The following is a 13087-nucleotide window of genomic DNA, read 5'->3' as shown; positions in this document are numbered from 1 at the left end:
TCAGCCGGCCGCGCGTGCCGGGGTGCCGGCTGCGGCCTCGAAGATCTCCTGCAGGAACCGCCCCGTGTAGCTGTCGGGGTTCGCCGCGACCTCTTCGGGTGTGCCCGTCGCGACGATCGTGCCGCCGCCGGAACCGCCCTCGGGGCCGAGGTCGATGAGCCAGTCGGCGGACTTGATGACGTCGAGGTTGTGCTCGATGACGACGACGGTGTTGCCCTTCTCGACGAGCTTGCCGAGCACCTTCAGGAGCTTTCGCACGTCCTCGAAGTGCAGACCGGTCGTCGGCTCGTCGAGCACGTAGATGCTGCGCCCGTTCGAGCGTCGCTGCAACTCGGTGGCGAGCTTGACGCGCTGCGCCTCGCCGCCGGAGAGCGTCGTGGCGCTCTGTCCGAGCTGCACGTAACCGAGGCCCACGTCCACAAGCGTCTTCAGGTAGCGGTGGATCGCCGAGATCGGCTCGAAGAACTCGGCCGCTTCGCTGATCGGCATCTCGAGCACCTCGGCGATGTCCTTGCCCTTGTAGTGCACCTGCAGCGTCTCGCGGTTGTAGCGCTTGCCGCCGCACACTTCGCAGGCGACGTAGACGTCGGGCAGGAAGTTCATCTCGATCTTGATGGTGCCGTCGCCCGAGCACGCCTCGCAGCGCCCACCCTTGACGTTGAAGCTGAATCGGCCCGGCAGGTAGCCGCGGGCCTTCGCCTCGGTCGTCTCCGAGAACAGGGTGCGGATGCGGTCGAAGACGCCCGTATACGTCGCCGGGTTCGAGCGCGGGGTGCGGCCGATGGGGGCCTGGTCGACATGCACGACCTTGTCGAGGAGGTCGATGCCGGTGACGCGACGGTGCTTGCCCGGAACCTTGCGCGCACCGTTCAGCCGGTTGGCGAGGACGCGGTAGAGCACGTCGTTCACGAGCGAGGACTTGCCCGAGCCGCTCACCCCGGTGACGGCCGTGAAGACGCCGAGCGGGAAGTCCACGTCGACGTTGCGAAGGTTGTTCGCCTGTGCGCCGACCACCGAGACGAGACGCTTGCGGTCGATCGCTCGGCGCTTGGCGGGGATCGCGATCTCCTTGCGCCCCGAGAGGTAGTCGCCGGTGAGCGACTCGCGGTTCTCGAGCAGCTCGGCGTAGCCGCCGGAGTGCACGACCCGGCCGCCGTTCACGCCGGCTCCCGGCCCGATGTCGACGATCCAGTCGGCCGTGCGGATCGTGTCTTCATCGTGCTCGACCACGATGAGCGTGTTGCCGAGGTCGCGAAGCGCCAGCAGCGTATCGATGAGCCGGCGGTTGTCGCGCTGGTGCAGGCCGATGCTCGGTTCGTCGAGCACGTACAGCACCCCGGTGAGGCCCGAACCGATCTGTGTGGCCAGGCGGATGCGCTGCGCCTCTCCCCCCGACAGGGTCGCGGCCGCCCGTGAGAGGTCCAGGTAGTTCAGCCCCACCCGGATGAGGAAGTCGAGGCGCAGCTTGATCTCACGCAGCACCTGTGCGCCGATCTGCTGTTCGCGCTCGGTGAGTTCGAGGCGTTCCATGAACGCACGGGCGTCGGTCAGGCTCAGCAACCCGACGTCGGCGATCGACATGTCGTGGACGAGCACGGCGAGCACCTCGGGCTTCAGCCGCTTGCCCTCGCAGACGGGGCACGGGATCTCCCGCAGGTACTCGGCCCATCGGGCACGCTGCACGTCAGTCTCGGCCTGCGCGTATTGCCGTTCGATGTAGGGCACGACGCCCTCGAAGCCGGAGGTGTAGCTCATCTCGCGGCCGTAGCGGTTGCGCCACTTGACCTTGACCTGGAAGTCCTTGCCGCTCAGCACGGCGTCGCGCACGCGCTTCGGAAGGCGGTACCAGGGGGTGTCGAGGCTGAAGTCGAGGTCTGCGGCCAGGCCGGCCAGGAGCTTCTCGTAGTAGTTGTAGAGGCTCTTGCCCTGCGAGGTCCACGGGATGATCACGCCCTCGGAGATCGAGAGCTCGGGGTCGCCGAGCAGCAACTCCTCGTCGACCGACATCCGCGTGCCGAGGCCGGAGCACTCCGGGCAGGCGCCGAACGGCGCGTTGAAGGAGAAGGTGCGCGGTTCGATCTCGGTGAGCTGGATCGGGTGCTGGTTCGGGCAGGAGAGCTTCTCGGAGAAGGTGTCCCAGGCCTCGGGGCCCGATTCGTCGACGTAGTTGATCTGGACGAGCCCGTCGGTGAGCTTGAGCGCGGTCTCGAGGGAGTCGGTGAGCCGCCCGAGGACCTCGGGCCCTGCGACGAGGCGGTCGATGACGACGGAGATGTCGTGCTTGATCTGCTTCTTCAGCACGGGGGGCTCGGAGAGGCGGATGACCTCGCCGTCGACGACGGCACGCGAGTAGCCCTGTGCGGCGAGCTCACGGAAGAGGTCGACGAATTCGCCCTTCTTCTTCGAGGCCACGGGGCTCAGCACCTGGAAACGGGTGCCGTCCGGCAGTTCCATGAGCCGGTCGGCGATCTGCTGCACGGTCTGCTTCTGGATGCGTGCGCCGCAGACCGGGCAGTGCGGCACGCCGATGCGCGCCCACAGCAGGCGCATGTAGTCGTAGATCTCGGTGATCGTGCCGACCGTCGAACGCGGGTTGCGGTTCGTCGACTTCTGGTCGATGGAGACCGCCGGGCTCAACCCCTCGATGAAGTCGACGTCGGGGCGGTCGACCTGCCCGAGGAACTGGCGGGCGTATGCGGACAGCGACTCGACGTAGCGCCGCTGCCCTTCGGCGAAGATCGTGTCGAAGGCGAGCGACGACTTGCCGGACCCCGACAGCCCGGTGAACACGACCATGGAGTCACGGGGGATCTCGATATCGACGTTGCGGAGATTGTGGACGCGGGCGCCGCGGACGCTCAGCCGCGCGTGGGTTTCGAGGTGTGAAATCGTCACCATTCGAGTCTAAAGACCCCCACCGACACGAGGCCTGGAAGGCCCCCGCTCACAGCGAACGCGCGGTACCGGGCCCGCCCGGCCTCAGCCGAGATGCCCGGCCTTCTCCATCTGCCGGAGTTCGCGCTTCAGGTCGGAGACCTCGTCGCGGAGGCGTGCGGCGAGCTCGAACTTCAGCTCGCCGGCCGCTTCGAGCATCTGCTCGTTGAGATCGCGGATGAGCTCTTCGAGGTCGTTCGCACCCTCGGCTGCGATGCCCTGGCGCTTGAGGTTCGGCACGGGCGACTTCTTGCCGCTCTCGCGGCCGGCGAGGAGGGCTGCGGTGTCGGCTTCTTCACGGGCGAGCACCTCGGTGATGTCCGCGATCCGTTTGCGGAGGGGCTGCGGATCGATGCCGCGCTCCTCGTTGTAGGCGATCTGCTTCTCGCGACGCCGCGTCGTCTCCTCGATCGCGGCGGCCATCGAGTCGGTGAGCACATCGGCGTACATGTGCACCTCGCCCGACACGTTCCGGGCCGCGCGGCCGATCGTCTGGATGAGCGAGGTCGACGAGCGCAGGAACCCTTCCTTGTCGGCATCGAGGATCGCCACGAGCGAGACCTCGGGCAGGTCGAGGCCCTCGCGCAGCAGGTTGATGCCGATGAGCACGTCGTAGACGCCGGCACGCAACTCCGTGAGGAGTTCGACCCGTCGCAGCGTGTCGACGTCGGAGTGCAGGTAGCGCACCCGCACACCCGCCTCCTTCAGGAAGTCGGTGAGCTCTTCGGCCATCTTCTTCGTGAGGGTCGTCACGAGCACCCGCTCGTCGCGCTCGGCGCGCGCCCGCACCTCTTCGAGCAGATCGTCGATCTGGCCCTTCGAGGGCTTCACGACGATCTTCGGGTCGACGAGGCCCGTCGGGCGGATGATCTGCTCGACGATCCCGTCGGCGATCCCCAGCTCGTACTTGCCGGGCGTCGCCGACAGGTAGACGGTCTGCCCGACGCGGGACTTGAACTCGTCCCAGGTGAGCGGGCGGTTGTCGAGCGCGCTCGGCAGTCGGAAGCCGTGCTCGACGAGGGTGCGCTTGCGGGAGGCGTCGCCCTCGAACATGGCGCCGATCTGCGGGACCGTCTGGTGGGATTCGTCGATGACGACGAGGAAGTCGTCGGCGAAGTAGTCGAGCAGGCAGTGCGGCGGCTCTCCCGCCTCGCGGCCGTCGATATGCCGCGAATAGTTCTCGATGCCCGAGCAGAAGCCGATCTGCTCCATCATCTCGAGGTCGAAGGTCGTGCGCATCCGCAGCCGCTGCGCCTCGAGCAGCTTGCCCTCGCGTTCGAGCTCGGCCAGGCGTACCTCGAGCTCCTCGCGGATCGTGCCGATCGCCCGCTCCATGACCTCGGTCGATGCCACATAGTGCGAGCCGGGGAAGACGGGGACCGCGTCCAGCTGCCGCACGACCTCGCCCGTGAGCGGATGCAGGGAGTACAGCGCCTCGATCTCGTCGCCGAACATCTCGATGCGGATCGCGAGCTCCTCGTAGACGGGGATGATCTCGATCGTGTCGCCGCGCACCCGGAAGGTGCCGCGCGAGAAGTCGATGTCGTTGCGCTGGTACTGCATCGACACGAATTTGCGGATCAGCCAGTCGCGGTCCACGCGCTGGCCGACCTGCAGCGGCATCATCGCGCCGAGGTACTCCTCGGGCGTGCCGAGACCGTAGATGCACGAGACGGTCGAGACGACGACGACGTCGCGCCTGGACAGCAGCGAGTTCGTCGTCGAGTGCCGCAGCCGCTCGACCTCGGCGTTGATCGACGAGTCCTTCTCGATGAAGGTGTCGGTCTGCGGAACGTACGCCTCCGGCTGGTAGTAGTCGTAGTACGAGACGAAGTACTCGACGGCGTTGTTCGGCATGAGCTCGCGGAACTCGTTCGCGAGCTGTGCGGCGAGCGTCTTGTTGTGGGCGAGGACGAGGGTCGGCCGCTGCACCTGCTCGACGAGCCATGCCGTGGTCGCCGACTTGCCCGTACCGGTGGCTCCGAGCAGCACGACGTCGGTCTCGCCCGCATTGATACGCCCTGCGAGCTCGGCGATCGCCTGCGGCTGGTCGCCCGACGGCTCGTACTCGCTGACGACCTCGAAGGGCCGGACTGCACGCGTCGGTTCCATGCTCCAAGTCTAGGTTCGGCCACCGACACGACGGCCGGAGCCGGGTGCTGCTCAGGCCTCGCCGCGAGCCGCCCGTTGCTCGTCGGTGATGCGATGCCAGAGCGCATCCGTCTGGCTCATCGTGTGCGCGAGCGTTCCCGAGGTGTCGATGACGACGTCGGCGATCGCCGCGCGCTCTTCGTTGCTCGCCTGGCTGTCGACCCGCGCGGCCGCCTGTCCGGGCTCCAGCCCGCGCTCTTCGACGAGGCGTCGCAGCTGCTGCTGCTTCGGCGCCTCGGTGACGACCACGAGGTCGAAGGGGTGGTCGACCGCGGCCTCGACCAGCAACGGCACGTCGTAGACGACCACCGCATCGGGGTTCTCGGCCGCCGCCCGGTCGATGAGCCGGCCGGAGAGCTCGCGGACGGCCGGGTGGATGATCCCGTTCAGCTTCGCCCGGGCCGCCTCGTCGCCGAAGACGAGCTCGCCGAGCTTCGCCCGGTCGAGCGAGCCGTCGGGCCGGAGGACGCCGTCGCCGAAGGCTTCGCGAACCTGCTCGAGGCCGGGAGTGCCCGGCTCGACGACGCGACGCGCGAGTTCGTCGGCGTCGATGTGGATCGCGCCGTGCTGGAAGAGCCTGCGCGCGACGGTCGTCTTCCCCGACGCGATGCCGCCGGTCAATCCGATGAGATACACGAGGCCCATGCTAGCGGGCGGCCCGGGAACGCCGGAAGGCCGACCCCTGAGGGAGCCGGCCTTCCGTGATCGACGGAGCGATCAGTTGTTGTTCGAGAGCTTCTCGCGAAGCGCCGCGAGCGAAGCATCGTCGGCGAGGGTGCCCGCGCCGTTCGACTCGCTCGAGAACGAACCGCCGGCGAAGGAGTCGTCGGCAGCCTGGGCCGCGAGGCTCGCGGCGACCTGCTTCTTGTGCGCCTCCCAGCGAGCCTGGGCCGCAGCGTAGTCCTGCTCCCACTTCTCGCGCTGGGCCTCGAAGCCCTCGCGCCACTCGTTGGTCTCCGGGTCGAAGCCCTCGGGGTACTTGTAGTTGCCCTGCTCGTCGTACTCGGTGAGCATGCCGTAGAGCGCCGGGTCGAACTCGGTGCCCTCGGGGTCGACGCCCTCGTTCGCCTGCTTGAGCGAGAGGGAGATGCGGCGACGCTCGAGGTCGATGTCGATGATCTTGACGAAGACCTCTTCGCCGACCGACACGACCTGCTCCGCGAGCTCGACGTGCTTCGAGGACAGCTCCGAGATGTGCACGAGGCCCTCGATGCCGTCCGCGACGCGCACGAACGCGCCGAACGGGACGAGCTTGGTGACCTTGCCCGGTGCGACCTGGCCGATGGCGTGGGTGCGGGCGAAGACCTGCCACGGGTCCTCCTGCGTCGCCTTGAGCGACAGGGAGACGCGCTCGCGGTCGAGCTCGACGGAGAGCACCTCGACGGTGACCTCCTGGCCGACCTCGACGACCTCGCTGGCGTGCTCGATGTGCTTCCAGGAGAGCTCGGAGACGTGGACGAGGCCGTCGACCCCGCCGAGGTCCACGAACGCACCGAAGTTGACGATCGAGGAGATGACGCCCTTGCGGACCTGTCCAGGGTGCAGGTTCTGCAGGAAGGTCGACCGCGACTCGGACTGCGTCTGCTCGAGCAGCGCGCGGCGGCTGAGGACGACGTTGTTGCGGTTCTTGTCGAGCTCCAGGATCTTCGCCTCGAGCTCCTGGCCGAGGTACGGCGTGAGGTCGCGGACGCGACGCAGCTCGATGAGCGATGCGGGCAGGAAGCCGCGGAGGCCGATGTCGACGATGAGGCCGCCCTTGACGACCTCGATGACCTGACCGGTCACCACGCCGTCGGCTTCCTTGATCTTCTCGACATCGCCCCAGGCGCGCTCGTACTGCGCACGCTTCTTGGAGAGGATGAGGCGGCCTTCCTTGTCCTCCTTCTGGAGAACCAGCGCCTCGACGGTGTCGCCGACCTCGACGACCTCGCTGGGGTCGACGTCGTGCTTGATGGAGAGTTCGCGGGAGGGGATCACACCCTCGGTCTTGTACCCGACGTCGAGGAGGACCTCGTCGCGGTCGATCTTCACGACGGTACCCTCGATGAGGTCGCCGTCGTTGAAGAACTTGAGCGTCTTCTCGACCGCGGCGAGGAAATCGTCAGCAGATCCGATGTCGTTGATCGCGACCTGCTTGGGTGCCTTGGTCGTTGCGGTTGTCATGTAGTAAGTGCTCCGTACATGGATGGAATCGGGCCGGCCGCGGGGAAGAGCGTGATCCCACGGCAGGCAAGCGGACAGGACGTCACAAATGTGACAACCCATCCTAACCGTTCCGCAGGGCCGGCGGCAAACCGCGGCGCTGCCCGCGACGAGCCGGGTGCGCCACCGCATCCATCGCCGTTCGCCGGGGGTGCGGATGCCGGCATCCGCACCCCCGGCCCGGATCAGCCGGCCAGCGCCCGCCGCAGGGTGTCCAGGCCGACGCCGCCGAGATCCAGGGCCCGCTTGTGGAAGGCACGGATGTCGAAGGCATCCCCCTCGCGGCGGGCCACGTCGTCGCGCAACTGCTCCCAGATGCGCTGGCCGACCTTGTACGAGGGGGCCTGCCCCGGCCAGCCGAGGTAGCGGTTCACCTCGAAGCGCACGAAGCCCGCGTTCATGTTGACGTTCCGCCCGAGGAACTCGAAGGCGTAGTCGCCTGTCCACACCCCCTGCCCGTCGGGGCGCTGCTTGCCGAGGTGCACGCCGATGTCGAGCACGACGCGCGCCGCACGCATCCGCTGCCCGTCGAGCATCCCGAGCCGGTCGGCAGGGTCCTCGAGGTAGCCGAGCTGTTCCATCAAGCGCTCCGCGTACAGCGCCCAGCCCTCGGCGTGACCCGAGGTGCCAGCGAGCTGACGGCGCCACGTGTTCAGCTTGCCGCGGTTCACGACCGCCTGGCCGATCTGCAGGTGATGGCCCGGCACGCCCTCGTGGTAGACCGTGGTGAGCTCGCGCCAGGTGTCGAACTCCGTCACGCCCTCCGGCACCGACCACCACATCCGCCCCGGGCGGCCGAAGTCGTCGCTCGGGCCCGTGTAGTAGATCCCGCCCTCCTGCGTCGGCGCGATCAGGCATTCGAGGGTCCGGATCTCCTCGGGGATGTCGAACTGGGTCGCGCCGAGCTCGGCGACGGCCCGGTCGCTCGTCTCCTGCATCCACCGCTGGAGGGCATCGGTGCCGATGAGCTTGCGCGAGGCGTCGCCGTCGAGGTGCTCGATGGCCTCGGCGACGGAGGCGCCCGGCTTGATCTCGCGGGCGATCGCCTCCTGCTCGGCGACCATGCGGGCCAGCTCCTCGACGCCCCACTCGTAGGTCTCGTCGAGGTCGATCGTCGCGCCGAGGAACTCGCGCGAGCGGAGCGCGTAGATCTCGCGTCCCACCCCGTCCTCGGAGCCGGCCGCGCCGGCCAGCTCCTCCTCGAGGAAGTCCGCGAGCCGGCCGTACGCCTCGGCCGAGGAGGCGGCCGCGGTCTGCAGTTCGTTCCGCAGCGTCTGCGGCAGGCCGCCCGCGGGGGCCGCACCGTCGACGAAGTCGCCGAAGAACCCGGCCGGGTCGGCATACTTGCGCGACTGGCTCGCGACCTCGCGCACCTGGCGGATCGCCGGCACGATCCCGCGGTGGATGCCCGAGCGCAGCGTCTCGACGTAGCCGTCGATCGCCTCCGGCACACCGCCGAGGCGCCGGGCGATGCGTTCCCAGGCCGCCTCGGAGTCGGTGGGCATGAGGTCGAAGACGTCGCGGATCTCCTGCGCCGGGCTCGCGATGACGTTCAGGTCGCGCAGGTGCAGCCCGGCCTCGTGGGCCTCGAGCTGCAGGCGCAGCTCGCTGCCGAGGTCGGCCTTCGTGACCTCGTCGACGTCGTCGACGGCTTCGGCCGCGTCGAGCCGGGCGAGCACTGCGCGGGATGCGTCCGCGATGGCGTCGTGGCCGGCCGGCGAGTAGTCGCCGAGCGCGCCGTCGGATTCGGTTCGGCCGATGTAGGTGCCGGTCTCGGGTCGGAGGGAGACGATCGTGTCGACCCACGCTTCGGCGATCGCGTCGATCGCCGTCGGGGTGCGTTCAGCTGATGACATGGTGCGAGCCTATGGCAGCCGGAGGCCCGCGTCAGGGCCTCCGACGGATCCGACGGGTCAGTGCGCGGCCGCGTCCCAATCGGCCCCGCGGCCGATCTGCACGTCGAGCGGCACGAGCAGTTCGACGGCGTTCGACATCCGGTCGCGCACGATCTCCTCGACATGTTCCTGCTCGCCGTCGGCGACCTCGAAGATGAGCTCGTCGTGCACCTGCAGCAGCATCCGGCTCGACAGCCCGCCCTCGTGGAAATCATGCTCGACGCGCGACATCGCGATCTTGATGATGTCGGCGGCCGAACCCTGGATCGGCGAGTTCAGCGCGGCGCGCTCCGCGTTCTCGCGCAGCACCCGGTTCGGGCTCGCGAGGTCGGGGAACGGTCGGCGGCGCCCGAAGATCGTCTCGGTGTAGCCGTCGATCTTCGCCTGCTCGACGACGCCGCGCAGATAGTCGCGCACCGAGCCGAAGCGCTCGAAGTAGTCCTTCATGAGCTGGCGGGCCTCGGCCTGCTCGATGCGCAGCTGCTTGGAGAGCCCGAAGGCGCTGAGCCCGTAGGCCAGGCCGTACGACATGGCCTTCACCTTGGTGCGCATCAGGGAGCTGACCTCTTCGGGCTCGACGCCGAAGATGCGGGCGCCGACAAAGCGGTGCAGGTCCTCCCCCGCGTTGAAGGCCTCGATGAGGCCGGGGTCTTCGGACAGATGCGCCATGATCCGCATCTCGATCTGCGAATAGTCGGCGGTGAGGAGCTCGGCGAAGCCCTCGCCGTGCCGGAAGGCCCCTCGGATGCGCCGACCCTCCTCGGTGCGGACGGGGATGTTCTGCAGGTTCGGGTCGTTGGAGGACATGCGGCCGGTCGCCGCCCCGATCTGACCGTAGCTCGTGTGGATGCGTCCGTCGGCGGCGATCGACTTGTCGAGCGATTCGACGATCTGCCGCAGCTTCGTCGCATCGCGGTGCTCGAGGAGCAGCCCGAGGAACGGGTGCGGATTCGAGTCCTGCAGGTCGGCGAGGGCGCTGGCGTCGGTCGAGTACCCGGTCTTCGTCGCGCGCGTCTTCGGCATCCCGAGCTGGTCGAAGAGCACCTCCTGCAGCTGCTTCGGCGAGCCGAGGTTGACCTCGCGCCCGATCTCGGCGAAGGCCTTGCCGGCGAGCGTCGCCGCGCGCTCGGCGAGACCGCCCGAGAGCGCCGCGAGGGCTTCGTGGTCGACGCTGACGCCGCGCAGTTCCATGGCGGCCAGCACCGGCACGAGCGGCATCTCGATCTCGGCGAGCACCCGCCTCCCGCCCTCGCTGAGGGCGGCGAGCACCACGGGCGCCACCCGGAGCGCGTACCAGGCGAACTCCGCCGGCCCGGCCGCGCCCTCGTCGGGCACCAGCTGGGCGGGGTCGGCGACCGGCATCTCCTCACCGAGGTAGCGGTCGACGAGGTCTGCGAGGGTCTTCTCCTGCAGGTTCGGGCGCACGAGCCATCCGGCGATCAGCGGATCGAGCACGAGCCCGTCGAAGGCGAGGCCCGAACGCGAGAGCGCCTTCAGCCCCGGCTTGGCGTCGGCGAGGATCTTGGGCGCGTCGCTCGCGAGCCAGGCTTCGAACGGGGCGTAGTCACGGCGCCCGGCCTGCCACGGCAGGTACACGGTCTCGCCGGCCGCGGCGATGCCCGCGCCGACGAGCTGCCCGCCCTGGATCTCGAGATGCAGGCCGAGACCCGCCGGCTCCGCGGCCGTCTGGCGCGCGAGCCAGCCCTCGAGCTCCTCGTCGAGCAGTCCCTGGGCGACCGGAAGCGGCACGGCCGGCGCCGCCGGCTCCTGGGCGACCGGCGAAACGGCCTGGCCCGACTCGGCGGCGAGCTTCAGCACACGCTCGAGGAGCGTCTTGAACTCGAGCTTGCCGAAGACCTCGCGCACGGCCTGCTCGTCGAGGGGACGCGATTCGAGCTCGTCGAGGGCGAGGTCGAGCTCCACGTCGCGCACCAGGCGGTTCAGGCGCCGGTTGCGGATCGCGTTCTCCTTCTGCTCCCGCAGGTTGTTGCCGACGACGCCCTTGATCTCCTCGGCGTGCTCGAGGATGCCGTCGAGGCTGCCGTAGAGGTTCAGCCACTTCACCGCGGTCTTCTCGCCGACCTTCGAGATGCCGATGAGGTTGTCGCTCGTCTCACCGACGAGCGCGGCGATCTCCGGGTACTGCTCCGGCCGCACGCCGTAGCGTTCCATGACGGCCTCGGGGTCGTATCGTTTCAGCTGCGAGACGCCCTGCACGTTCGGATAGAGCAGGGTGACCTTGTCGTCGACGAGCTGGATGGTGTCGCGGTCGCCTGAGACGACGAGCACCCGATACCCCTCGGCCTCGCCGCGGGTGGCCAGGGTCGCCAGGATGTCGTCGGCCTCGAAGTCCTCCTTCTGCAGGGTGCGCACGTTCATCGCCGCCAGCGCCTCCTGCAGGAGCGGCACCTGGCCGATGAACTCCGGCGGCGTCTGGCCCCTGGTGCCCTTGTACTCGGCGTACTCGCGGGTGCGGAACGAATGCCTGGAGATGTCGAAGGCGACGGCGACATGCGTCGGTTTCTCGTTGCGGAGGAGGTTGATGAACATCGACAGGAAGCCGTGGATGGCGTTCGTGTGCTGCCCGCTGCGGGTCTGGAAACTGTCGATCGGGAGGGCGTAGAACGCTCGGAAGGCGAGCGAATGGCCGTCGACGACGAGGAGGGTAGGCTGATCTGCGTCCGACACGACCCCAGCCTATAAGCGACCGCCGACACGGCCGTCGCGGGCCCTGCCTCGAAGGCGAGCATGAGCGAAGAACGCGACCCCATGGAGTACCTGCGAGCCAGAGGGGCCGGCGCCCTCGCCGAGAAGATGGGGATCGAGTTCCTCGAGTTCGGCGTCGAGCGCTCGGTGGCGCGGATGCCGGTGGAGGGCAATACGCAACCGGCGATGCTCCTGCACGGCGGCGCCTACGTCGTGCTCGGCGAGTCGCTCGGGTCCATGTCGGCCAACCTCGCCGCCGGCCCCGGCAAGCTCGCCGTCGGCATCGAGATCAACGCCTCGCACACGCGGAGCGCGACCGAAGGGTGGGTCACCGGCGTCTGCACGCCCGTGCACCTCGGCCGCACCCTCACGGTGCACGAGATCGCGATCGACGACGATCAGGGCCGGCGCTGCTCGACGATCCGCATCACCAACCTGGTGAAGGATCTGCCGGCCCTCTGAGGGGGTCGCTACTTCTTCGGCGAGAGCTGCTCGATGATCGCCTGCGACACGTCCTTCATCGTCAGGCGGCGATCCATCGACGCCTTCTGGATCCAGCGGAAGGCCTCGGGCTCGGACAGGCCCATCTTCTCGTTCAGGAGGCCCTTGGCCCGGTCGACGAGCTTGCGGGTCTCGAAGCGCTCGACGAGGTCGGTGACCTCGGCCTCGAGGGCGATGATCTGCTGGTGGCGGGCGAGGGCGATCTCGATCGCGGGCAGCAGATCGTTCGGCGTGAACGGCTTGACGACGTAGGCCAGCGCACCGGCCTCGCTCGCGCGCTCGACGAGTTCCTTCTGGCTGAAGGCGGTCAGCAGCACCACCGGGGCGATGTGCCCCTTCGAAAGGCGCTCGGCCGCCGAGATGCCGTCCAGCTGGGGCATCTTCACGTCCATGACCACGAGGTCGGGCCGCAGTTCGGTCGCGAGGGCGACGGCCGTCTCGCCGTCTCCGGCTTCGCCGACCACCTCGTAGCCGTTGTCACGGAGGATCTCGACGATGTCGAGGCGGATCAGGGACTCGTCCTCGGCGACGACGACGCGGCGCGGGGCCGCCTGGGTGTTCTCGCTGTCTGTCACGCCTGAAAGCCTACGGTATTCTGATCCAGGCCTCTGGCCGGTGTGGCGGAATGGCAGACGCGGAGCACTCAAAATGCTTTGCCCGAAAGGGCGTGTGGGTTCGAGTCCCACCACCGGCACCCG

Annotated in this window: 8 protein-coding genes and 1 tRNA gene; 2 read left to right on the top strand and 7 right to left on the bottom strand. The window is 68.6% G+C overall.

Annotated elements, in window-relative coordinates; genetic code table 11:
- From uvrA to polA, 6 genes are all read right to left on the bottom strand, one after another.
- Entirely contained in the window at positions 1-2895 is a 2895-nt protein-coding gene (gene uvrA, locus G127AT_RS15610; protein ID WP_244857627.1) for an excinuclease ABC subunit UvrA, read from the bottom strand.
- Between the two features lie 84 nt (positions 2896-2979).
- The gene (gene uvrB / locus G127AT_RS15605; protein WP_210898454.1) at positions 2980-5046 is read right to left on the bottom strand and encodes an excinuclease ABC subunit UvrB; all 2067 of its coding nucleotides are present in this window, start codon (positions 5044-5046) and stop codon (positions 2980-2982) included.
- A 51-nt stretch (positions 5047-5097) separates the two neighbouring features.
- Positions 5098-5721, bottom strand: coding sequence for a dephospho-CoA kinase (gene coaE / locus G127AT_RS15600; RefSeq protein ID WP_210898452.1), 624 nt, complete (start codon positions 5719-5721; stop codon positions 5098-5100).
- Positions 5722-5802: 81 nt separating this feature from the next.
- Complete coding sequence (rpsA, locus tag G127AT_RS15595; protein ID WP_210898450.1) at positions 5803-7248, bottom strand: 30S ribosomal protein S1; 1446 nt, start codon at positions 7246-7248, stop codon at positions 5803-5805.
- Positions 7249-7472: 224 nt separating this feature from the next.
- Entirely contained in the window at positions 7473-9143 is a 1671-nt protein-coding gene (locus G127AT_RS15590; RefSeq protein ID WP_210898448.1) for a DUF885 domain-containing protein, read from the bottom strand.
- Positions 9144-9200: 57 nt separating this feature from the next.
- On the bottom strand, positions 9201-11870 hold the full coding sequence (gene polA, locus G127AT_RS15585; protein ID WP_210898446.1) for a DNA polymerase I: 2670 nt from the start codon (positions 11868-11870) through the stop codon (positions 9201-9203).
- Between the two features lie 60 nt (positions 11871-11930).
- Between polA and G127AT_RS15580 the strand changes: the two genes are divergently transcribed.
- Positions 11931-12350 (top strand): hotdog fold thioesterase, encoded by a 420-nt coding sequence (locus G127AT_RS15580; protein ID WP_210898444.1) that lies wholly within the window; start codon positions 11931-11933, stop codon positions 12348-12350.
- Positions 12351-12358: 8 nt separating this feature from the next.
- On the opposite strand, the gene G127AT_RS15575 is transcribed toward G127AT_RS15580, so the two are convergent.
- Complete coding sequence (locus tag G127AT_RS15575) at positions 12359-12964, bottom strand: ANTAR domain-containing response regulator (RefSeq protein ID WP_210898442.1); 606 nt, start codon at positions 12962-12964, stop codon at positions 12359-12361.
- Between the two features lie 36 nt (positions 12965-13000).
- On the opposite strand from G127AT_RS15575, the gene G127AT_RS15570 reads away from it, so the two are divergent.
- A tRNA-Leu gene (locus G127AT_RS15570) sits at positions 13001-13083 on the top strand.
- The last annotated feature ends 4 nt before the right edge of the window (positions 13084-13087 follow it).

This window comes from Agromyces archimandritae (assembly GCF_018024495.1).
Taxonomy (GTDB): domain Bacteria; phylum Actinomycetota; class Actinomycetes; order Actinomycetales; family Microbacteriaceae; genus Agromyces; species Agromyces archimandritae.
This window is presented reverse-complemented; position numbering and strand designations above follow the sequence as displayed.